This window comes from Gordonia jinghuaiqii (genome assembly GCF_014041935.1).
GTDB classification, from domain to species: domain Bacteria; phylum Actinomycetota; class Actinomycetes; order Mycobacteriales; family Mycobacteriaceae; genus Gordonia; species Gordonia jinghuaiqii.
On sequence record NZ_CP059491.1, the window covers coordinates 2,649,056 to 2,671,357 of the forward strand.

Below are 22,302 nucleotides of genomic sequence, written 5' to 3' on the forward strand. Positions count from 1 at the left end.
GGGATCGGGTGATTGCCGGCGAGAGGAGTCAGCAATGACCGAATCTGACCGCCATGACGCGACCGGGGATCGCACGGTCCCCGGCAGCGGAAGTGCACCCGACGGGGGGTTCATACCGACCTACGATCCACCGTCGGCGAGGAACGTCTCGGATTCACAGGCACCGCGGGGTGCGGCCGGGCGCCAGGCGGATGCCAGAGACCTTCAGGAGCGGGTCGACAGCCTCACCTCGCGGAACGCGAAGCTGCTCGACACGCTCAAAGAGGCGCGGCAACAACTCATCGCCCTGCGCGAGGAGGTCGACCGTCTCGGTCAGCCGCCGAGCGGCTACGGCGTCCTGCTGGACGTCTATCCCGACGCCACCGTCGACGTGTTCACCTCGGGCCGGAAGATGCGGCTCACGTGCTCCCCGAACATCGACACCGACACCCTGACCAAGGGTCAGACGCTGCGGCTGAACGAGGCGCTGACGATCGTCGAGGCCTGCGAGTTCGACACGGTCGGCGAGATCAGCACCCTGCGTGAGGTCCTCGCCGACGGGCTGCGCGCCCTGGTCGTCGGACACGCCGACGAGGAGCGCGTCGTGTGGCTGGCCGAGCCGCTGCTCGGCGACGTCGACGGCGAGGACGGCAAGCGCCGCAAGCTGCGCCCCGGCGATTCCCTGCTCATCGACACCAAGGCCGGATTCGCCTTCGAGCGCGTGCCCAAGGCCGAGGTCGAGGATCTGGTCCTCGAAGAGGTTCCCGACGTCGGCTACGAGGACATCGGCGGTCTCGGCCGGCAGATCGAGCAGATCCGTGACGCCGTGGAGCTGCCGTTCCTGCACAAGGACTTGTTCCGCGACTATCAGCTCCGACCGCCAAAGGGTGTCCTGCTCTACGGCCCGCCCGGGTGCGGTAAGACGCTGATCGCCAAGGCCGTGGCCAACTCGCTGGCGAAGAAGATCGCGCTGGCCCGCGGCGACGACGCGAAAGAGGCGAAGTCGTACTTCCTCAACATCAAGGGTCCCGAACTGCTGAACAAGTTCGTCGGTGAGACCGAGCGTCACATCCGGCTGATCTTCCAGCGCGCACGGGAGAAGGCCTCCGAGGGCACGCCGGTCATCGTCTTCTTCGACGAGATGGACTCGATCTTCCGTACCCGCGGGTCGGGGGTGTCCTCCGACGTCGAGACCACCGTCGTGCCGCAGCTGCTCAGTGAGATCGACGGCGTCGAAGGCCTCGAGAACGTCATCGTGATCGGTGCGTCGAACCGCGAGGACATGATCGACCCCGCGATCCTGCGTCCCGGCCGCCTCGACGTGAAGATCAAGATCGAACGCCCCGACGCGGAGTCGGCGATCGACATCTTCTCCAAGTACCTCACCGAGGAGCTGCCCATCCACGCCGACGACCTCGGCGAGTTCGGCGGCGACCGCACGGCATGCATCAATGCGATGATCGAGAAGGTCGTCGAGCGGATGTACGCCGAGAGCGAGGACAACAGGTTCCTCGAGGTCACCTACGCCAACGGCGACAAAGAGATCATGTACTTCAAGGACTTCAACTCCGGCGCGATGATCCAGAACGTGGTCGACCGGGCGAAGAAGTACGCGATCAAGTCGCAGCTGGACACCGGGACACCGGGACTGCGGGTGCAGCACCTCTTCGATTCCATCCTCGACGAGTTCGCGGAGAATGAAGATCTGCCCAACACCACCAACCCCGACGACTGGGCCCGGATCTCGGGCAAGAAGGGCGAGCGGATCGTCTACATCCGGACCCTGGTCACCGGCAAGAGTTCCGGCGCCAGCCGCGCCATCGACACCGAGACCAACACCGGGCAGTACCTCTGACCGTTCGACCTGTCATCTCGCACTGACGGCCGACTCCGCAAGGGGTCGGCCGTCTGCATGACAGAACGGCATGAAAACCGGCTCCAAGCACTAGAGTTGTCGGCGATGAACAGTACATCGATGGCGCGTGGGCGGGTGATCGTCGACGGTGGGTCGCCTCATCCGCTGGGTGAGTCGCAGCGCATCACGCTGGGTCGCGAGCCCGACAACGACATCGTGATCAATCATCCGATGGTCTCGCGTCGGCATCTCGCCATCGAGTGGCGCGGTGCCGCCTGGTATCTGGTCGACATCGGCAGCACCAACGGCTTCTTCGCCAACGGCACGCGGATGGCCGAACTCGTGGTCGCGGGGTCGGCTCAGGTACGCCTCGGTGACGTGAACACGGGACCGGTCGTCGATCTGGTCGTCGACGCCTTCGTGCCGGGCGGACGCCCGCCGATTCCTCGACAGCCGCCGCGGCCGCCCCGAGGGGTGCAACCCGGGTATCCCTCCGGTCGTCCGGGGCCGAGGTCCGCCGGTTTCCGCTCTCCCGGTCACGGGGCGCCGATCTCGGGGCAGATGCCCGCGCCGGGTCCGGGTGGTCCCGCGCGTCCCGGCGGAATGGATCCCATGCCGCAGGACGTGCTCGACGCACCTCATCTGCAGGCGCTGCAGCAGAACGTGTCCGGGGTGTACCGGTTGCCCGGCGCGCCGACGCCACCTGAGCGAGAGTCGATCTCGCTGCGCGGCGTGCAACGGATCGGCCGTACCCCCGACAACGACATCGTCGTCAGCGACGTCCTCGCCTCGCGCCACCACGCCCAGGTGTCGAGTCGCGGTGCCGCGCTCGTCATCGAGGACCTCGGAAGTGTCAACGGCACGTTCGTCAACGGGCGGCGGGTGTCGAGCGCCCCGCTGACCGACGGCGACGTGGTCACCATCGGCAACAGCGACTTCGTGGTGTCCGGGGGCACCCTCATGCGCGGCCAGGAGAGCTCGGCCGTCGCCGACGGCCTCCATGTCCACGGGGTCAGCCTCATCGTCGACGGCGGTAAGCGTCTGCTCGCCGACGTCGACTTCAGTGCGAGTCCCGGCACGTTGACCGCGGTGATCGGTCCGTCCGGGGCCGGCAAGTCGACGGTGTCGAGGATCGCGGCGGGCCTGAACTCCCCGACGAGTGGCCTGGTCACGTTCGAGAGCCGAAATGTGCACGCCGAGTACGACGCACTCCGCACCCGTATCGGCATGGTGCCGCAGAAGGACGTGCTGCACCACAAGCTGACCCTGCGACAGGCGCTGCGCTATGCCGCCGAACTGCGACTGCCGCCCGACCTGTCCAAGGCCGACCGGGACCGCGTCATCGACGGCGTGCTCAGCGAGTTGCAGTTGACCGAGCACGTCGACACCCGCGTGGAGAAGCTGTCCGGCGGGCAGCAGAAACGCGCGTCGGTCGCGATGGAGCTGCTGACCGGTCCGTCGTTGCTCATCCTCGACGAACCGACCTCCGGTCTCGATCCCGCGCTCGACCGCCAGGTGATGGCGACGCTGCGGCGCCTCGCCGATGCGGGGCGCGTGGTCCTGGTGGTCACCCACTCGCTGACGTACTTGTCGATGTGCGATCAGGTGCTGTTGCTGGCCCCCGGCGGCAAGACGTCGTACTGCGGTCCGCCCGGACAGGTCGAGGGGGAGATGGGCACCGCCGACTGGGCCGAGATCTTCGCCTACGTCGCCGATCAGCCGGACACCGCCCACATGCGCTACCTCGACCGGCACCGCCGCACACCCAACCCGCCACCCCCGCAGCGGCCACCGGGCCCGCCGATCCCGGTGCCGCACACCAGTTTTGTGCGGCAGTCCTCCACCATCGCCCGCCGGCAGGTCAGGCTCGTCTTCGCCGACATCGGCTACCTCGTGTTCCTCGTGCTGCTGCCGGTCGTGCTCGGCCTGCTGACCCTGGTGATCCCGGGTTCGAGCGGGTTCGCGCGTCTGGAGGTGATACCGAACGCGCCACCGCCCAAGGACGCTGCCGAGGCGATCCAGATCCTGGTGGTCCTCGTGGTGGGTGCGGCGTTCATGGGTGCCGCGCTGACCGTGCGCGATCTCGTCGGCGAACGCGACATCTTCGAACGAGAACGCGCTGTCGGGTTGCGCCCCGGCGCCTACCTGTTCGCGAAGATCGTCGTGTTCTTCATCGCGGCTGTCCTGCAGACGATCATCATGGTCGGCATCACTTTCGCCGGCCGCGGTCTGCCCGACTTCGGCGGTCCGGTCCTGCCCCCACCGCTGGCGTTGCTCGTCGCCGTCGCCGTGCTCGCGTGCGTGAGCACGCTTGTCGGGCTGGCCATCTCCTCGGCCGTCAGATCCAACGAGCAGGTCATGCCGCCACTGGTCATCGCCGTGATGGTGCAGTTGGTGTTCTGCGGCGGTCTGTTCAAACTCGACGGTGCCGGCCTCGAGCAGTTGTCGTGGATCTTCCCGTCCTTCTGGGGGTACGTCGCGGCCGCCGGGAGCGTCGACCTCTACAGCATCAATGTGGCTGCACCCCAACGCATCTCACTGTGGGAGACCTCGATCGCCCACAGCGCGCTGGCCTACGGGGTGCTCGCCCTCATCAGCGTCGTGTTGCTGGCGTTCACCTACTCACGGCTGCGCCTGAAGAAGCACTGATCCCGGCGCGAGGCAGATGCCGGGGCCGGATCACCCGGCCACGGCGCCTGCCGGGGCCGGGAATCGCACGAGACCGAGTTCGGCCTCGTGGGAGAGCAACGGGTGCCGGGGGAGTACCCGCACCGTGTATCCGAGGTGGCCCGACACCGGCGGCGTGACGTGCGCCGAGAACACTGCTCGGCCCGACGCGTCACGGTCGGGCGCCGGGCGCATCTCCACGACGGTCGGTTCGACGAGATCGCCGTCGTCGGTGACCCGCCCGAGGATCACCTGCACCGAGACGGCGTCGGGGGCGAGGTCGCCGAGCGCGACGTGGGCGGTGACGCACAACCCGTCCTCGAGTTGCTCGTCGTCCACACCGGCGACGAGCACCGACGACCAGCCGGTCTCCACCGTCTGGCGGTAGGCGGCGAGATCGCGTGCCCCGGCGTAGGAGTCGGCGCTCGCCGCGACGTAGGCCTGCGCGGCCGGACAGTACAGCTCGGTGGTGTAGTCGCGGACCATCCGCGAGGCCAGGACCTGCGGCCCGAGCCGGGTCAGGGTGTGCCGCATCATCTCGATCCAGCGCTGCGGCAGCCCGTTCTCGTCGCGGCGGTAGAACAGCGGGATGACGGTGTCCTCGAGAAGCGTGTACAGCGCCTCGGCCTCGAGGTCGTCGCGGCGGTTCTCGTCGGCGATGCCCTCGGCCGACGGGATGGCCCAGCCGTTCTCGCCGTCGGCCATCTCGTCCCACCAGCCGTCGAGGATCGACAGGTTGAGACCGCCGTTGAGTGCGGACTTCATCCCCGAGGTTCCGCACGCCTCCATCGGTCGAACCGGGTTGTTCAGCCACACATCGCATCCCGCGTAGATGTGGCGGGCCATCGAGATGTCGTAGTCGGGAAGGAACACGATGCGGTCGCGCAGCTCGGGATCCTCGGTGAAGCGCACCACCTGCTGGATGAGGGCCTTGCCGCCGTCGTCGGCGGGGTGTGCCTTGCCCGCGATCACGAGCTGGACGGGACGTTCGGGGTCGGTGAGGATGGCGCGCATGCGGTCGGGATCGCGGAGCATCAGGGTCAGGCGCTTGTAGGTGGCTGCGCGCCGCGCGAATCCGATCGTGAGCGCGGCGGGGTCGAAGATGTCTGCGGCCCAGCCGAGTTCGGCGTCGGTGAAGCCGCGCTCACGCCCGCTGGCGTGCGCGCGCCTACGAACCTCGTCGACGAGGTCGGCCCGCAGCTGTTCGTGGGTCTCCCAGATCGTCGCGGCGGCCAGGCCCGCGTACACCTCGGGCGCCGAATCCTCGTCACCCGAGGCCAAGTCGCGCCATTCCCGGGACACCCACGTCGGCCCGTGGACCCCGTTGGTGACGGCTCCGATCGGCACATCCGCGGCGTCGAATCCGGGCCACAGGTCGGCGAACATCTCTCTGCTGACCGCACCGTGCAGCTGCGACACCCCGTTGCTGCGCTGGCCGAGCCGGAAACCCATGTGCGCCATGTTGAACACACCGGGGTCGGCCTCGTCGCCGAGTTCGGCGACCGTGGACGCCGGGAGACCGGGCAGCAGACGGGAACGGCCGGCCCCGTCGGGGTCGAGGTAGCGGTTCAGCAGGTCGGTGGGGAAGCGGTCGATGCCTGCCGGCACCGGGGTGTGGGTGGTGAAGATGTTCGACGCACGGACCACGGCCTCGGCGGTGTCGAAGTCGAGACCGGTGGCGACCAGTTCGCGGATGCGTTCGACGCCGAGGAATCCCGCGTGCCCCTCGTTCATGTGGAACACCGTCGGTGCGGGCCGTCCGGTGATCCGCACGTATTCGCGGAGGGCGCGCACCCCGCCGATGCCGAGCAGGATCTCCTGGACGATGCGATGTTCCTGGTCGCCGCCGTAGAGGCGGTCGGTGACCGAGCGCAGGTCAGCGCTGCCGGGTTGCTGCCCGAAGGGGTCGGGATCGTTGAGGGCGATGTCGGAGTCCAGCAGCAGCAGTGGGATCCGGCCGACCTCGGCCACCCAGACCTGCGCCGACAGGGTCGCGCCGCCGGGCATCGAGATCTCGACGATGACGGGGGTGTCGCCGTCAGTGAGCAGGCTCAGGGGGCGTTCGCCCGGATCGTTCACCGGGTAGCGCTCGACCTGCCAGCCGTCGCGGTCGAGTCCCTGGCGGAAATACCCGGAGCGATAGAACAATCCGACCCCGATCAGCGGCAGCCCGAGGTCGGAGGCGGCCTTGAGGTGATCGCCAGCCAGGATACCGAGGCCACCGGAGTAGATGGGCAGCACCTCGGAGATCCCGAACTCCATGGAGAAGTACGCGATGCCGGGCGGAATCCGGTCGCCACTATCGGCGGAGCCGTCCGTCAGCTCAGCCGCGTACCGGCCGAACCATTGTGGTGCGGCGAGATACTGCTCCAGGCTGTCGTGCGCCTCGGTGACGCGCGCGACGAATGCGGCGTCGGCGGCGAGTTCGGTCAGTCGCGCCGGGTCGGTGTCGGCGAGAACGCGCAGCGGATCCCCGGTCGCCGACCACCGATCCGGGTCGATCGTCGCGAACAGGTCCTGGGTGGGCGCATGCCACGCCCAGCGCAGGTTCTGCGACAGCGGACCCAGGGCGGCGAGCTCGGCGGGTAACGGGACCCGAACGGTGAACCGGCGGTGTGCTTTCACCGGCATGACGGTACCCACGCAGCGCGGCGGCTGCGACCGGCGGGACGAGAACATCTACCCTCGAAGCATGCAGCGAATCATCGGTACCGAGGTCGAGTACGGAATCTCCGCTCCCGGCGACCCGACCGCGAATCCGATCATGACCTCCACCCAGGCGGTTCTCGCCTATGCCGCGGCGGCCGGTGTGCCGCGGGCCAAGCGCACCCGCTGGGACTACGAGGTCGAGTCCCCGCTCCGCGACGCCCGCGGTTTCGACCTCGGGCGTGGGTCCGGACCGGCCCCGATCATCGACGCCGACGAGATCGGCGCGGCCAACATGATCCTCACCAACGGGGCGCGGCTCTACGTCGACCACGCCCATCCCGAGTACTCCGCACCCGAGGTCACCGACCCGTTGGACGCGGTGATCTGGGACAAGGCGGGCGAGCGCGTGATGGAGGCCGCCGCGCGGCATGTGGCCAGCGTGCCCGGCGCACCCAAACTGCAGCTGTACAAGAACAACATCGACGGCAAGGGCGCCTCGTACGGCACCCACGAGAACTACCTCATGGCGCGCGAGACGCCGTTCACCGCGATCATCGCCGGACTCACGACGTTCTTCGCCTCCCGGCAGGTGATCACCGGGTCGGGCCGGGTGGGCATCGGACAGTCCGGCGACGAGGCCGGCTACCAGCTCTCGCAGCGCTCGGACTACATCGAGGTCGAGGTCGGACTCGAGACCACCCTCAAGCGCGGCATCATCAACACCCGCGACGAGCCGCACGCCGATCCCGAGCGGTACCGCCGGCTGCACGTGATCATCGGCGACGCGAACCTGGCCGAGACCTCGACCTACCTCAAGGTGGGGACCACCGCGCTGGTCCTCGACCTCATCGAGGCGGGCGTCGACTTCTCCGACATCGAGCTCGCGCGCCCGGTCCAGGCCGTGCACACCATCAGTCACGACCCGTCGCTGACCGCCACCGTCGCGCTGACCGACGGTCGTGAACTGACCGGCCTGGCGCTGCAGCGCGAGTATCTGGAGCGCTGCCAGAAGTTCCACGACACCGAGCACTCCGACGACGAACGCGCCGCGCACGTCCTGGCGACCTGGGCCGATGTGCTCGACCGTCTCGAGCGTGACCCGATGGAATGCGCCGACATCCTCGACTGGCCCGCCAAGCTGCGCATCCTCGAGGGTTTCCGTCAGCGTGAGGGCCTGTCGTGGTCGGCGCCGCGCCTGCAGCTCATCGACCTGCAGTACTCCGATGTGCGTCTCGACAAGGGCCTGTACAACCGACTGGTCGCCCGCGGCTCGATGAAGCGCCTCGTCGACGAGAACGACGTGCTGGCCGCGATCACCGAGCCGCCGCGCAACACCCGTGCCTACTTCCGCGGCGAGTGCCTGCGCCGGTTCGGTGCCGACGTCGCCGCGGCCAGCTGGGATTCGGTGATCTTCGATCTCGGCGGGGACTCGCTCGTGCGCATCCCGACGCTGGAACCCCTGCGCGGCACCCACGCGCACGTGGGCGCACTCCTCGACTCGGTGGGCTCGGCCGCCGAACTGGTCGACCAGCTCACCACCTGACACACCGCCTGCTTGTGCCTCGTTCCGCCCCCGTGGGCGTCGCCACAGGTAGTGTGGGAGCACACGATTCCGCAAGGCCGAGTCATCAGGATCACCGTCGGAGCAGACGCGTCGGCGGGTCCGAGTTCCTCGGCCCGGGTAGCCCGCCAAGGGGCGATCGGTTTCAAGGAGGCAGCAGATGGCGCAGGAACAGACCAAGCGTGGTGGCGGCGGCGACGACGAGGGCGTGGGCCCCGACTCCGGAGCCGGTCAGGAACGTCGCGAGAAGCTGGCCGAGGACACCGACGACCTGCTCGACGAGATCGATGACGTGCTCGAGGAGAACGCCGAGGACTTCGTGCGTGCCTACGTGCAGAAGGGCGGCCAGTGAGCGACAGGTTCGGTTCACTGCCCCCGCTGTCACACTCGCGTACGGGTTCCGTTCTGGGCCCCAGATCCTCTCTGAGCGCGGACATCTCGTCGTTCACCGAGTTCCTCCGGACTCATGCTCCGGAGCAGCTCCCGCAGGCCCAGGTTGATCGCGTGGGTGCGTTCGCGGGCGGCGCCGACGGCGCCGGGGACATCCCACACGGCACCACCATCGTCGCGGTGGCCTACCCGGGGGGCGTCGTGCTCGCCGGTGACCGCCGCGCCACGATGGGCAACCTCATCGCCACGCGCGATGTCAAGAAGGTCTACATCACCGACGAGTACTCGGCGGCGGGTATCGCCGGGACCGCGGGCATCGCCATCGAGATGGTGCGCCTGTTCACCGTCGAGCTCGAGCACTACGAGAAGATCGAGGGTGTGCCGCTGACCCTCGACGGCAAGGTCAGTCGCCTCGCCTCGATGGTGCGCGGCAATCTCGGTGCGGCATTGCAGGGTCTCGCGGCGATCCCGCTGCTCGTCGGATACGACATCGACCATGACGATCCCACCGAACGCGGCCGGATCTTCAGCTTCGACGTCGCGGGCGACCGGCATGAGGAGTTAGGCGGCTACACGGCCATCGGCTCGGGCTCGGTGTTCGCGAAGTCGTCGCTGAAGAAGCTCTACCGTCCCGATCTGACCGCCGACGAGGCTCTCGCCATCGCGGTGGAATCGCTCTACGACGCCGCCGACGACGATTCGGCCACCGGCGGACCCGACCTGGTCCGCAAGATCTTCCCGATGGCCGCGATGGTCAGTGCCGAGGGTGCCCGGGAGGTGGACGCGGCCGACATCGAAGCGGCGGCGCGAGCCGTCATCGAACGCCGGACCGCCGAGCACGAGGGAGGTGCCCGATGACCTTCCCGTATTACGCCAGTGCCGAGCAGATCATGCGCGACCGGTCGGAGCTCGCGCGCAAGGGCATCGCCCGTGGCCGCAGCGTCGTGATCCTGACCTACGCCGACGGTGTGCTGTTCGTCGCGGAGAACCCGTCGAACACCCTGCGCAAGACCAGCGAGATCTACGACCGCATCGGTTTCGCCGCGGTCGGCAAGTACAACGAGTTCGAGTCACTGCGCAAGGCGGGTATCCAGCTCGCCGACATGCGCGGCTACAGCTACGACCGCGCAGATGTGTCCGGGTTGTCGCTGGCCAACACCTATGCGAATGCCCTGGGCAGCGTGTTCACCGAGCAGGCCAAGCCGTTCGAGGTGGAGCTCTGCGTCGCCGAGGTCGCCCGGCCCGGCAAGCCCAAGCCCTCGCAGCTGTATCGCATCTCCTACGACGGGTCGATCACCGACGAGACCCGATTCCTGGTGATGGGCGGTCAGACCGAGCCGATCGCCGCGGCGCTGAAGGACAGCTACCAGCCCGACCTGCCTCTTGCCGAAGCGGTCGCGATCGCGGTGAAGGCTCTCGTGACCCCCGGTGACCATGGCAGCGGGCCCCCACCCGAGCCGCGGGTGCTGACCGCAGGCGACCTCGAGGTCGCCGTCCTCGATCGCAACCGTCCCCGGCGTGCGTTCAAACGCCTGACGGCGGCGACGGTCGAAGACCTGCTCCCGGCAGTCGCCAGCGCCGACTCCGCTCCCGTCGACGAGACAGCCGCGGACGAAGCCCCAGGTGACACCTCGTCCGACAAATCTCAGTGACAACGCCGCGGCTCGTGGCGGCCGGGTCTTTCCACCCGGTTCGCCGCGGGTCGCGCGAGTAGGGTTGGTCAAGTGCAGCGACGAATCATGGGCATCGAGACCGAATTCGGTGTCACATGCACCTTTCACGGTCACCGCAGGCTGAGTCCCGACGAGGTGGCGCGTTACCTCTTCCGCCGGGTCGTGTCGTGGGGCCGGTCGTCGAATGTCTTCCTGCAGAACGGCGCGCGCCTGTATCTCGACGTCGGGTCGCATCCCGAGTACGCGACGGCCGAGTGCGACAGCCTGATCCAGCTGATCAACCACGATCGGGCGGGCGAGCTGGTCCTCGAGGACCTCCTCGTCGACGCCGAACAGCGCCTCGCCGACGAGGGCATCGGCGGCGACATCTACCTGTTCAAGAACAACACCGACTCCGCGGGCAACTCCTACGGCTGCCATGAGAACTACCTTGTCGTGCGGGCGGGGGAGTTCTCCCGCATCTCCGACGTCCTCCTGCCGTTCCTGGTGACGCGCCAGTTGATCTGCGGCGCGGGCAAGGTGCTGCAGACGCCGAAGGCCGCGACCTTCTGCCTGTCCCAGCGCGCCGAACACATCTGGGAGGGCGTCTCCTCGGCGACCACCCGGTCTCGGCCCATCATCAACACTCGCGACGAGCCGCACGCCGACGCCGAGAAGTACCGTCGCCTCCACGTCATCGTCGGCGACTCCAACATGTCCGAGATGACGACGATGCTGAAGGTCGGTTCGGCGGCGCTGGTGCTGGAGATGATCGAGGCAGGCGTGGCCTTCCGCGACTTCGCCCTTGACAATCCCATCCGCGCCATCCGCGAGGTCAGCCATGACCCCACCGGCAGGCGACCGGTCCGGCTCGCGGGCGGCCGGCAGGCCAGCGCGCTCGACATCCAGCGCGAATACCACGCACGCGCCGTCGAACACCTGACGAACCGTCGCCCGGATCCCGAGATGGACATGGTGGTCGACCTCTGGGGTCGCATGCTCGACGCGGTGGAGAGCGACGACTTCGCCAAGGTCGACACCGAGGTGGACTGGGTCATCAAGCGCAAGCTGTTCCAGCGGTATCAGGACCGGTACTCGATGGAACTCTCGGACCCGAAGATCGCCCAGCTCGATCTGGCCTTCCACGACATCAAACGGGGCCGCGGGGTCTTCGACGTCCTCATGCGCAAGGGGCTCGTCGCTCGCGCCACCACCGACGAGGCGATCAAGACCGCGGTCAACGAGCCTCCTCAGACCACGCGCGCCAAGCTGCGCGGCGACTTCATCTCCGCCGCCCAGAAAGCCGGGCGCGACTTCACCGTCGACTGGGTCCACCTCAAGCTGAACGATCAGGCGCAGCGCACGGTGCTGTGCAAGGACCCGTTCCGCAGTGTCGACGAGCGGGTGGACCGGCTGATCGCCTCGATGTGAGGGCACGCCGATGTGAGGGCCCGAGCAGCGTGCCTCCGCGCGCGTCGTCGGGCCACGCTCTAACCTGACTCGGTGGCCACTCCCAAAGTCGAGCGTCTGCTCAACCTCGTGATCTGCCTGCTGTGGACACGGCAGTACGTCACCGCCGACTACATCCGCCGTAACGTCGCCGGTTACGCAGACGGCGGGCATTCCGACGGCGGCCAGTCCGACGAGGCGTTCAACCGGATGTTCGAGCGGGACAAGAACGAGCTCCGCGACCTCGGGATACCCCTGGTCACGGGCCGGTCCCCGATGGCGGCCGGCGCCGAGGGGTATCGCATCGATCGCGACACCTACGAACTCCCCGAGATCTCGCTGGAGTCCGACGAGGCAGCCGCGATCGCGATGGCGGCGGCGCTGTGGGACACCCCCGAGGTCTCCACGCTGTCGCAGACGGCGATTCTCAAGCTCCGCGCAGCCGGGCTCGACGTCCGTTCCGAAGATGATCTGGGCATCACCTCCGGCGGCTCGTCGCGGTCGATGGGCTCGGAGGAGGTCATCGCCGGACTGCTCGCGGCGATCCAGGCCAAGCGTGCGGTCGAGTTCACCCACCGGTCGTCGGCGACGGCCACCCCGACGACCCGGCGCGTCGAGCCGTGGGGCGTGGTGTCGCACCGCGGGCGCTGGTACGTCGTCGGACACGACCGCGATCGCGCCGCCACCCGGACCTTCCGGCTGTCCCGGATCTCGAAGGTGGTCGCCGTGGGTGCCGCCGACGCCGTCGCCGTGCCGCCGGGCACCGACCTGCAGCAGATCGTGGCCGCAGCGGTCGACTCGGCGGCGGGCTCCGACGGCCGCACCGCGCGCATCTGGGTCGCCGCCGACCGTGCCGCCGGTCTCCGACGTGCCGCGACGACGATCGAACCGGGTGACCTCGACGGTGAACCCGGCGATGTGGTGACACTCGACATCCACTCGTTGTCGGCGGTCGCGCGCATGGTGCTCGGCGTGGGTCACGACGCGGTCGTCCTCGATCCACCGGAGTTACGCGAGCTGGTCGTCGCCGGCCTCGACCGCATGAGCGGGGTGAGGGTCTGATGGCCGTCGCACAACCATCACGCCTCAACCGGCTGCTCGCGATGGTCCCGTACTTCCAGGCCCACCGTGGTATCTCGGTCGCGCAGGCCGCCCGCGATCTCGGGGTCAGCCAGAGTCAGCTGACCAAGGACCTGGAACTGTTGTTCGTGTGCGGGCTACCGGGTTACTACCCCGACGACCTGATCGAACTCGAGTTCAGCGAGGGGTTCGTGTCGGTGGGGTTCACCGCGGGCATGGACCGGCCGCTGCGTCTGACGACCGTCGAGGCCAGCACCCTGCTCGTCGCGTTGCGTGCCCTCGTCGAGACACCCGGTGTGGTCGACGTCGCCGCGGCTCGCCGCGCGATCGCGAAGATCGAGGAGGCGGTCGGCGCGACCGTACCCGCGGTGTCGGGAGCGTCGGACGAGACGTCGACGACGACGGGGGAGAACCCCACGTATGCGACCATCCGGGAGGCGTCGAAGCAGGGTCGGGCCCTGCGGCTGCGGTACTACTCGGCCAGCCGTGACAGCGTCAGCGAGCGCGTCGTCGACCCGATTCGCCTGCAGGTGATGGATCAGCACACCTACCTCGAGGCCTGGTGCCGGATGGCCGAGGGCGTGCGGTTGTTCCGCTTCGACCGGGTGGACACCGCCACGGCCCTCGACGAGCCGAGCCGGCCGCCCGCCGATGCCGGCGCGTCGACGCAGTCGGTGCTCGTCGCCGGCAATCCCGATCTTCCCTCCGTGGAACTCGAGATCGATGCCGATCACCTCTGGATCCTCGACTACTACCCGGTGGAGCCGACCTCGTCGATCGAGGACCGTACCGATCCGGAACTGCCGGTGCGGGCGCGCCTGGTCTACGGGTCTCCGGAATGGCTGACCCGATTCCTGCTGGGGTTCGGCGGTTCGGTGCGGGTCGTCGACGCCCCGGCCATCTCCGCCGCGGTCGCCGAATCCGCGACCGCTGCCCGGGCCCGATATCGGTGAGGCCGTCGGCGGCACCCGGCCCGCGTCGACTCGGGTAGCATTGACCACGATCTGATCCGATCTGAAGGGTGATCTCATGGGCTTCACGTCATGGTGGCACTGGGCGATCGTTGCCGTTGTGTTGCTGATCCTGTTCGGCTCGAAGAAGCTGCCGGACGCCGCCCGAGGCCTGGGGCAGTCGTTGCGCATCTTCAAGAGCGAGGTCAAGGAGATGCAGAAGGACGACAAGCCCGCTGCCGATCCCGCGCCGACCGATCCCGCTCAGCGCGAGCTCCCCGCCGTCGACACCACCAAACCGGGCACGCAGCCCGACGCCGACGTCAAGAAATCGGCTTAGGGGCCGCGTCGGAGAATCGCCAGTGCGCCTCCCTCCTCTTCCCCGACGGCTCGACCCACGGCGACGCAAACGAAAACTCAACCCCGACGGCACCATGTCGTTGGTCGAGCATCTCTACGAGTTGCGCACGCGCATGGTCATCTCGATGCTCGCGATCGTCGCGACCACCATCCTCGGGTTCATCTGGTACAGCAACGGTTTCCTCGGCGTCCCGTCGCTCGGCGACGTGCTCCGCGGGCCATACTGTGATCTGCCGTCGTCGGCCCGCGCGGCCCTGACCGCAGACGACTCGTGCCGCCTGCTGGCGACCGGGCCCTTCGATCAGTTCATGCTGCGTCTGAAGGTCGGGCTGACCGCGGGCGTCGTGCTGGCCTGCCCGGTCTGGATCTATCAGATCTGGCAGTTCATCACCCCCGGGCTGCACGACAACGAGCGCCGCTACGGCATCGCCTTCGTCACGGTGGCGACGACGCTGTTCGTCTCCGGCGCGGTCCTGGCCTACCTCGTCGTCGCGAAGGCCTTCGACTTCCTGTTGACCGTCGGCAACGAGGTGCAGGTCACCGCGCTGGCCGGCGACCAGTACTTCGGGTTCATGCTCAACGTGCTGGTGATCTTCGGCGTCAGCTTCGAGCTGCCCCTGCTGATCATCGCCCTCAACCTGGTCGGCGTGCTCACCTACGCCCGGCTCAAGAGCTGGCGTCGCGGCCTGATCTTCGCGGTGTTCGTCTTCGCGGCGATCGCGACCCCGGGTCAGGATCCCTTCACGATGCTGGCGCTGGCGCTGGCCCTGACGGTCCTGCTCGAGTTCTCGATCCAGTTCGCCCGCATCTCCGACAAGCGTCGGAACCGGGGCGCGGCCCGCTGGGAAGGACTCTCCGACGACGAGGCCAGTCCGTTGCCGCCGACGCGGCCGGTCGCACCGGCGTCGACGATCCCGGCGCCCCCGGGCGCAGCGGGTGCCACCCGCACCTCCACCCGCGCACGCGAGACGTTCGACGACGTCCTGTGACGCAACTCGACGCCTTCACGTCGCGACTGGAGTTCAGCCTCGACGACTTCCAACGGCGCGCCTGTGAGGCCCTCGAAGGCGGACACGGAGTCCTCGTCTGCGCTCCGACCGGCGCGGGTAAGACCATCGTCGGCGAGTTCGCCGTCCACCTCGCCCTCGCGGGCGGCACCAAATGCTTCTACACCACGCCGATCAAGGCACTGAGCAACCAGAAGTACGCCGACCTCGTCGCGGTGCACGGTGCCGAATCGGTCGGACTCCTCACCGGGGACAGTTCGATCAACCCCGACGCACCGATCGTGGTGATGACGACCGAGGTCGTCCGCAACATGATCTACGCCGAATCGCGTGCACTCAACGGTCTCTCGCATGTGGTGATGGATGAGGTGCACTTCCTCGCCGACCGGTTCCGCGGTGCGGTGTGGGAAGAGGTCATCCTCCATCTCGAACCGTCGGTGCGCGTGGTCAGCCTGTCGGCCACGGTCAGCAACGCCGAGGAGTTCGGCGACTGGATCCAGACCGTCCGCGGCGACACGTCGGTCATCGTCGACGAGCACCGGCCGGTTCCGTTGTCCCAGCACATGCTCGTCGGGCAGCGGCTGTTCGATCTGTTCGACCCGGCCGACTCCACCCGTAAGGCCGGCGCCCGACCACAGGTCAATCCCGAACTGAAACGCCAGATCCGGCACCGGCTCCTCGCCGCCGACGACGAACGGGACTCCGGTCGTGGCCGTGGCCGCGGGGGCGGCCCACGCCGACGCGACGGTCGCGGCCCCCTGCTCTCGCGCCCCAACCTCGTCGCCCGCCTCGACCGGGAGGGTCTGCTCCCGGCGATCGGTTTCATCTTCTCGCGGGCCGGCTGCGACGCCGCCCTCGCCCAGTGCCTGCGGTCGGGTATCTCGCTTCTGACCCCGGAACAGGTCGTCGAGGTCGACGCGGTCGTCGACCGTCACCTCACCGAACTGTCGCCGACCGATCTCGACATCCTCGGCGTGCAGGAATGGCGTGAGGGCCTGCGCCGAGGGCTGGCGTCGCATCACGCGGGGATGTTGCCCACCTTCCGCCACACGGTCGAGGAACTCTTCGTCCGCGGGCTGGTCCGGATGGTGTTCGCCACCGAGACACTGGCTCTCGGTATCAACATGCCCGCCCGGTCGGTGGTCCTCGAACGGCTCGTGAAGTACAACGGCGAGTCACACGTGAATCTCACTCCCGGTGAGTACACCCAGCTGACCGGCCGTGCGGGACGCCGGGGCATCGACGTCGAGGGTCATGCCGTCGTGGTGTGGACACCCGAGGTGAACCCCGAGGAGGTCGCCGGTCTCGCCGGTGCACGGACCTTCCCGCTGCGCAGCTCGTTCTCGCCGGAATACAACATGGCCGTCAACCTGCTCGGCCGCCTCGGGCTCGACGGTGCCCGTGAACTGTTGCACCGCTCATTCGCCCAGTTCCAGGCCGATCGTTCGGTTGTCGGTCAGGCGCGCAAACTCCATGAGTCCCAGCGTGCGCTGCGCAAGCTCGACGCCGAACTGGCGCGGGCGGCCCAAGCGCGCGGACTCGAGCCGGGCGGAACCGACGCGCACGGCGACACCGCCACGGCAGGCGATTCGGTGTACGCGGGGTTCCTCGGCTACATCACCCTGCGCGAGGACATTCGACGCCGCGAGCGAGACCTCAAGTACCGCAAGCGCATCGACACACATGACTCGATCACCGCCGACCTCGCCGCACTCAAACGCGGCCATGTCATCGGTGTCGCCGTCGGCCGGCACCGGGGACTTGCCGTGGTCATCGAACCGGCAACCCAGACGCAGGATCCCAAACCGCTCGTGCTGACCGAGGACGCCTGGTGCGGACGGATCGGCACCCGCGACTTCGTCAATCCGCCCGAGGTGCTGGGCAACATGCGGTTGCCGAAGAACGCCGACCGCCGGACCGGTCGCGGTCGACGCGACCTGGCGTCGGCGTTGCGTTCGACGGGCATCGAGGTGCCTCGCGGTCGCCAGAAGAAGCGTGCCGATGCTGCCGACGACACCGAACTGGCCGGCCTTCGTCGGACCTTGCGCGCACATCCTGCCCACCAGCTGCCGGGCGGGGACGACCTGTTCCGTCTGGCCGAGCGTCGAAATCGACTCCTCCGCGACATCGTCAGCGCCGAACGCGCCATCGGGGAGCGGACCTCGACCCTCGGCGTCACCTTCGACCACATCGTCGGCGTGCTCAGTGAACTGGGCTACCTCGAACGGGCGCCGGAGCCCTCCGAATCGACCGGGCACACGATGCTGGTGACCGAGTCGGGCAAGCTGCTCGGCCGGATCTACAGCGAAAGTGACCTGGTGGTCACCGAGTGCATCCGGTCGGGTGTGTGGGATGACCTGTCGCCCGCCGATCTGGCCGCGGTCGTCGCGGCGCTCGTGTACGAGAGCCGACGCGACAGTTACGGCGGGATCGACGCCCTGCCCGGCAGCACCTCGTTGCGCACGGCGATGGCAGCGACCGTCGAGATCTGGTCGAACGTCACCGCGGTGGAGTCGCGCCACCACGTGAGCCCCACCCGCGAACCCGACACCGGCTTCTCGGTGGCGGTCGCGACGTGGGCGTCGGGGCGCACGCTCGGCGAGGCCTTGCTGCTGGCGGGGGAACGCGGCCAGCTGTTGTCTCCGGGCGACTTCGTGCGCTGGAACAGGCAGATCGTCGATCTGCTGGAACAGATCCGCCTCTGCGTCGGAACCGACACCCGCCTCGGGGCCACCGCGCGGGCGGCGGTCAAGGCGATCCGACGAGGAGTGGTGGCCGCCGAGCTGGGCTGATGCCGGCGGGGTGCAGCCGGCTCACTGTCGGCTCAACGGACGACCCCCGCGCGGCACACGTGGAATGTTCACTGATAGTCGGAGTGCCCTGGGGTAACGTTCACCCAGCATTCGGTGTCGGTGTGCCCCATGCCCCGACGCTGTCGCGACGCAGTTGTTCGCCTCTCACCCCGCCCGGGGTGAGAGGCCGAGTGGGAGGGACTCATGACCGACCCGTACAACCCCGATCCGTCCCGACCCGCCCCGTCGCAACCCACGCCTTCGCAACCCAGCCCGTCCCAGCCTGCCGGAGGGCAGCCTGCGGGCGACAAGACCGAGATCGTGAACCTGCCGGGCGGCGCTGCGGGTTCCGCGCCGTCCGGACAGCAGCAGCCGGGCCGGCCGCAGGCCGACCCGACGACGATGGCACCGAACCCCGGATACGGGCAGCCGCAACAGGACGCCCACCAGCAGAATCCGTACCAGCAAGCGGGTGCGCACCAAGCCGGGACACCACAGCACGGGGGGCCGGTCCAGTCCCAGCCGACTCAGGTCGGTTACCCCCCGTCCGCGCCCGGCCAATACGGTCAGCCCGGCGGTTATGAGCCCGGGCAGCAGGGATACCAGGCGGTACCGGGCCCCGGCCAGCAGAACTACGGCCAGCAGAACCCCGGACAGCAGAATTATGGCCAGCAGTACCCCGGCCAGCAGCCGTACGGTCAGCCCGATCCCGGACAGTACAACCAGCCCGGCCAGTACGGGCAGCAGAACCCCGGGCAACAGAACTATGGCCAGCAGAACTACGGCCAGCCACCGCAGGGCCAGGGCGCCCCGGGTCCCTACGGTCAGAACCCGTACGGCCCACCGATGGGTGGCGACCAGTTCAGCGGAATGGCGGCGGGCAAATCCAACAAGACCGCGCGGACGCTGCTGTTCGCCGGTGGCGGTGCACTCGTCCTGATCGCCGCGATCCTGCTGATCACCGCGTTCTGGGTCCCGGGGTGGGCCCCGAAGAACCTCGACCAGCAGGCCGCCCAGGACGGCGTCCAGAAGATCCTGACCGAGGACTACCAGGCCAGCGACGTCACGAACGTGAAGTGCCCGTCGGGGCAGCGCGTCGAGGCAGGCACCTCGTTCACCTGCTCGGTCACGGTCGGCGGGCAGGACCAGCAGGTCAAGGTCACCTTCATCGACGACGACGGCCGGTACGAGGTGTCTCGCCCCAGCTGATCGTCCCCGATTCTCAGCGCACCGACGCTCAGCGCGCCATCGACCAGCCCAAGGCCTTCGCCAGTCGGCCGACCGAGGCGCCGATACCCAGTTCCTCGATGAGCTCGGCAAGCGACTCGGGATCCGCGGGTTCGTCGGGCAGGACATCGGGACCGCTGTCGATGGTCTCGGCGTCGGTACGGACCGCGACCACCGTGCGCGCGGCCTCGAGATAATCGGCCGAGGCCAGCAACGACTTCCGGCTCCGTGTCGGGACGTTCGACGACGGATCGGCAGCCGCCGCCTCGAGCGCGTCGAGGCTGCCGAACTCGGTGATGAGTTTGGCCGCGGTCTTCTCCCCGATACCCGGGACACCGGGCAGCCCGTCCGACGGATCGCCACGCAGGATGGACATCTCCGCGTAGCCGACACCCGCCCGCTCGACCGGGACCCCGTATTTCTCGGCGACCTCGACCGGACCCATCATCTCGGCCTTCGCCAGGCCGCGACCGACGTACAACACCCGCACCGGGACCGGGTCGTCGGCGACGACCTGCAACAGGTCGCGGTCACCGCTGACCACGATCACCGGATCCGTCGCCTCGTCGTAGGCCAGCGTGCCGATCACGTCGTCGGCCTCGCAACCCTCGGCGCCCGAGGTCGCGATCCCGGCGGCCGCGAGGACCGCCATGATCATGTCCACCTGCGGGGTGAGCGTGTCCGGGACCTCCTCGACGTCGATACCCGAACCGCTTGCTCCGGAACCACTTACGCCCGGGTTCTCGCCGTCGGCCGGGGCAGCCACCCGGTGCGCTTTGTACGTGGGGATCAGCTCGGTCCGGAACGCGGGTCGCCAGTCGAGATCGAGGCAGACCACCAGACGGCTCGGGTGCTCGCGCACCACCAGATTGGCGATCGTGTCGATGAACCCACGCACCGCGTTGACAGGTCGGCCGTCCGGGCTGGTCATCTTCTCCGGAAGTGCGAAGAAGGATCGAAACCACAGGCTCGCGCCGTCGAGCAGCATCAACGAATCCGTCACCCCCACACTCTTGCACTGACGGGCCCGGTACGTCACCACCGAGTCCGGGTCGGGGGCAACAGGCACAGGCCGGTAAGAGGCACCGGCCGGTAGTCTTCGACGCATGGCATCAAGCGCGGGAACAGGACACACCGGCACGGCAAGCGCCGGGACAGCAGCAGCCGGACCGCTTTTCGACCCGGAGGTCTACCGGAACCGCATGCGCCGTGCCGCCGAACTCACCCGCGACGCCGGCCTGGACGCGTTGGTCGTGGCCCCCGGACCGGACCTTCGCTATCTCGTCGGCTCGCGCGCGGAGACCTTCGAGCGGCTCACCGCGCTGGTGATACCGGCCGCGGGTGATCCCCGCCTGGTCATCGCCCGTCTCGAGGTCCCGTCTCTGTCGGCCTCGGCGGTGGGCGATCTCGGCATCGAGGTCGCGGACTGGGTCGACGGCGACGACGCCCACGGCCTGGCTCTCGCCGGTCTGTCGCCGCAGCCGCGGATCGCCGTCTCCGACTCGATGCCTGCGCTGCACGTGATCCCGCTTGCCCAACACACCGGCGCCACACCGCAACTCGCGACGGCCGTGTTACGGGAACTACGGATGATCAAGGACGCCGCCGAGATCGACGCGCTGCGTCGTGCCGGCGCCGCGATCGACCGCGTCCATGCGCGCATGGGGGACTGGCTGATTCCCGGGCGGACCGAACGTGAGGTGTCCGCGGACATCGAGCAGGCGATCCTCGCGGAGGGGCACACCGAGGCGGCCTTCATCATCGTCGGCTCGGGGCCCAACGGCGCCGATCCCCATCACGAGTTCTCCGATCGGGTCATCGAGCGCTCCGACATCGTCGTCATCGACATCGGCGGGCCGGTGGAACCCGGGTACAACTCGGACTCCACCCGCACCTACTGCTTCGGAGAACCACCGTCCGATGTGGCCGATGCCTACGCCGCACTGCACGACGCGCAGCGCGCAGCCGTGGCCGCCGTACGGCCGGGGGTCACCGCGGCCTCGATCGACGCCACGGCCCGCGACCTGCTGCGCTCACGCGGACTCGCCGAGCAGTTCATCCACCGCACCGGACACGGCATCGGACTGTCGGTTCACGAGGAGCCCTACATCGTCGACGGCAACGACATCACCCTCCGCCCGGGAATGGCGTTCAGCGTCGAACCCGGTGTCTACTTCTCCGGTCGCTGGGGTGCACGCATCGAGGACATCGTCGTCGTCACCGACGACGGGTGCGAGTCACTCAACAACCGTCCGCACGAGCTCGTGCGGCTCTGAGGTTCACCCCAGCAGGGACGCCGAGCCGAGTACCCGCGTCACGCTGATCTCGATCACCACGCGGCGCGGGTTGGGCTTGGGCTGGCGATAGCGTTGCGCGTAGCGCTGTTCGGCCTCCCGGACGCGGTCGGGTTCGCGCCGAACGGTGGCCGGACCCTCGAGGGTCAGCCACCTCGGGCCGTCGACGTTGGTCACCGCGGCATAGGCCCCGCGCTCGGCGTTGCGGACCTTCTGGCTGCCCTCGAAAGTGATCACACGTGCGAGACCGGCTTCGGGGTCCCAGGTGAAGCCCACGGCGACGACGTGCGGGGTCCCGTCTGCGCGCAGGGTGGCGAGGGTGCCGAGGTGACGCTCGGTGAGGAACTCGACCGCGGCGGGTCCGAGATCGGCTGCGGTGCGTGACATGGC

The 22,302-nt window shown here is 68.5% G+C and carries 17 protein-coding genes; 14 read left to right on the forward strand and 3 right to left on the reverse strand.

What is annotated here, in order from left to right:
- The first annotated feature begins 34 nt into the window (after nucleotides 1-34).
- Both arc and H1R19_RS11820 read left to right on the forward strand, forming a co-directional pair.
- Entirely contained in the window at nucleotides 35-1,834 is a 1,800-nt protein-coding gene (arc, locus tag H1R19_RS11815) for a proteasome ATPase (RefSeq protein WP_188330154.1), read from the forward strand.
- A 120-nt stretch (nucleotides 1,835-1,954) separates the two neighbouring features.
- On the forward strand, nucleotides 1,955-4,483 hold the full coding sequence (locus H1R19_RS11820; RefSeq protein WP_219851610.1) for an FHA domain-containing protein: 2,529 nt from the start codon (nucleotides 1,955-1,957) through the stop codon (nucleotides 4,481-4,483).
- Between the two features lie 30 nt (nucleotides 4,484-4,513).
- Here the strand turns inward: H1R19_RS11820 and glgP are convergent, their stop codons facing one another.
- The gene (gene glgP, locus H1R19_RS11825) at nucleotides 4,514-7,126 is read right to left on the reverse strand and encodes an alpha-glucan family phosphorylase (protein ID WP_219849097.1); all 2,613 of its coding nucleotides are present in this window, start codon (nucleotides 7,124-7,126) and stop codon (nucleotides 4,514-4,516) included.
- A gap of 67 nt (nucleotides 7,127-7,193) precedes the next feature.
- On the opposite strand from glgP, the gene dop reads away from it, so the two are divergent.
- From dop to H1R19_RS11880, 11 genes are all read left to right on the forward strand, one after another.
- Nucleotides 7,194-8,693, forward strand: a complete 1,500-nt coding sequence (gene dop, locus H1R19_RS11830; RefSeq protein ID WP_188330156.1) for a depupylase/deamidase Dop — start codon at nucleotides 7,194-7,196, stop codon at nucleotides 8,691-8,693.
- Between the two features lie 178 nt (nucleotides 8,694-8,871).
- Nucleotides 8,872-9,063, forward strand: a complete 192-nt coding sequence (locus tag H1R19_RS11835) for a ubiquitin-like protein Pup (RefSeq protein ID WP_004019064.1) — start codon at nucleotides 8,872-8,874, stop codon at nucleotides 9,061-9,063.
- Nucleotides 9,060-9,959: a proteasome subunit beta gene (gene prcB / locus H1R19_RS11840; RefSeq protein WP_219849098.1), complete on the forward strand. Its 900-nt coding sequence runs from the start codon at nucleotides 9,060-9,062 to the stop codon at nucleotides 9,957-9,959. Before H1R19_RS11835 ends, prcB begins: the two co-directional genes overlap by 4 nt.
- Nucleotides 9,956-10,753 (forward strand): proteasome subunit alpha, encoded by a 798-nt coding sequence (gene prcA, locus H1R19_RS11845; RefSeq protein WP_219849099.1) that lies wholly within the window; start codon nucleotides 9,956-9,958, stop codon nucleotides 10,751-10,753. The genes prcB and prcA overlap by 4 nt, the downstream gene beginning before the upstream one ends.
- A gap of 72 nt (nucleotides 10,754-10,825) precedes the next feature.
- Nucleotides 10,826-12,184 (forward strand): Pup--protein ligase, encoded by a 1,359-nt coding sequence (gene pafA / locus H1R19_RS11850; RefSeq protein ID WP_188330159.1) that lies wholly within the window; start codon nucleotides 10,826-10,828, stop codon nucleotides 12,182-12,184.
- A 72-nt stretch (nucleotides 12,185-12,256) separates the two neighbouring features.
- Nucleotides 12,257-13,264 carry a helix-turn-helix transcriptional regulator gene (locus H1R19_RS11855; protein WP_219849100.1) on the forward strand — a complete coding sequence of 336 codons (1,008 nt, stop codon included), beginning with the start codon at nucleotides 12,257-12,259 and terminating at the stop codon, nucleotides 13,262-13,264.
- Nucleotides 13,264-14,235: a helix-turn-helix transcriptional regulator gene (locus H1R19_RS11860; RefSeq protein WP_219849101.1), complete on the forward strand. Its 972-nt coding sequence runs from the start codon at nucleotides 13,264-13,266 to the stop codon at nucleotides 14,233-14,235. Before H1R19_RS11855 ends, H1R19_RS11860 begins: the two co-directional genes overlap by 1 nt.
- A gap of 76 nt (nucleotides 14,236-14,311) precedes the next feature.
- On the forward strand, nucleotides 14,312-14,572 hold the full coding sequence (tatA, locus tag H1R19_RS11865; protein ID WP_219849102.1) for a Sec-independent protein translocase subunit TatA: 261 nt from the start codon (nucleotides 14,312-14,314) through the stop codon (nucleotides 14,570-14,572).
- Between the two features lie 94 nt (nucleotides 14,573-14,666).
- Nucleotides 14,667-15,581: a twin-arginine translocase subunit TatC gene (gene tatC, locus H1R19_RS11870; protein ID WP_219851613.1), complete on the forward strand. Its 915-nt coding sequence runs from the start codon at nucleotides 14,667-14,669 to the stop codon at nucleotides 15,579-15,581.
- The gene (locus H1R19_RS11875) at nucleotides 15,578-18,391 is read left to right on the forward strand and encodes a DEAD/DEAH box helicase (protein WP_219849103.1); all 2,814 of its coding nucleotides are present in this window, start codon (nucleotides 15,578-15,580) and stop codon (nucleotides 18,389-18,391) included. Before tatC ends, H1R19_RS11875 begins: the two co-directional genes overlap by 4 nt.
- 204 nt (nucleotides 18,392-18,595) lie before the next feature.
- Nucleotides 18,596-19,600, forward strand: coding sequence for a DUF4333 domain-containing protein (locus tag H1R19_RS11880; protein WP_219849104.1), 1,005 nt, complete (start codon nucleotides 18,596-18,598; stop codon nucleotides 19,598-19,600).
- Between the two features lie 28 nt (nucleotides 19,601-19,628).
- Here H1R19_RS11880 and H1R19_RS11885 read toward each other — a convergent pair whose 3' ends face one another.
- Nucleotides 19,629-20,606, reverse strand: coding sequence for a 5'-3' exonuclease (locus H1R19_RS11885; RefSeq protein ID WP_219851615.1), 978 nt, complete (start codon nucleotides 20,604-20,606; stop codon nucleotides 19,629-19,631).
- 118 nt (nucleotides 20,607-20,724) lie between these two features.
- Here H1R19_RS11885 and H1R19_RS11890 point away from each other — a divergent pair, with 118 nt between their 5' ends.
- Complete coding sequence (locus H1R19_RS11890; RefSeq protein WP_188330165.1) at nucleotides 20,725-21,894, forward strand: M24 family metallopeptidase; 1,170 nt, start codon at nucleotides 20,725-20,727, stop codon at nucleotides 21,892-21,894.
- A 3-nt stretch (nucleotides 21,895-21,897) separates the two neighbouring features.
- Here H1R19_RS11890 and H1R19_RS11895 read toward each other — a convergent pair whose 3' ends face one another.
- On the reverse strand, nucleotides 21,898-22,299 hold the full coding sequence (locus H1R19_RS11895) for a PPOX class F420-dependent oxidoreductase (RefSeq protein WP_219849105.1): 402 nt from the start codon (nucleotides 22,297-22,299) through the stop codon (nucleotides 21,898-21,900).
- Between the last annotated feature and the right edge of the window lie 3 nt (nucleotides 22,300-22,302).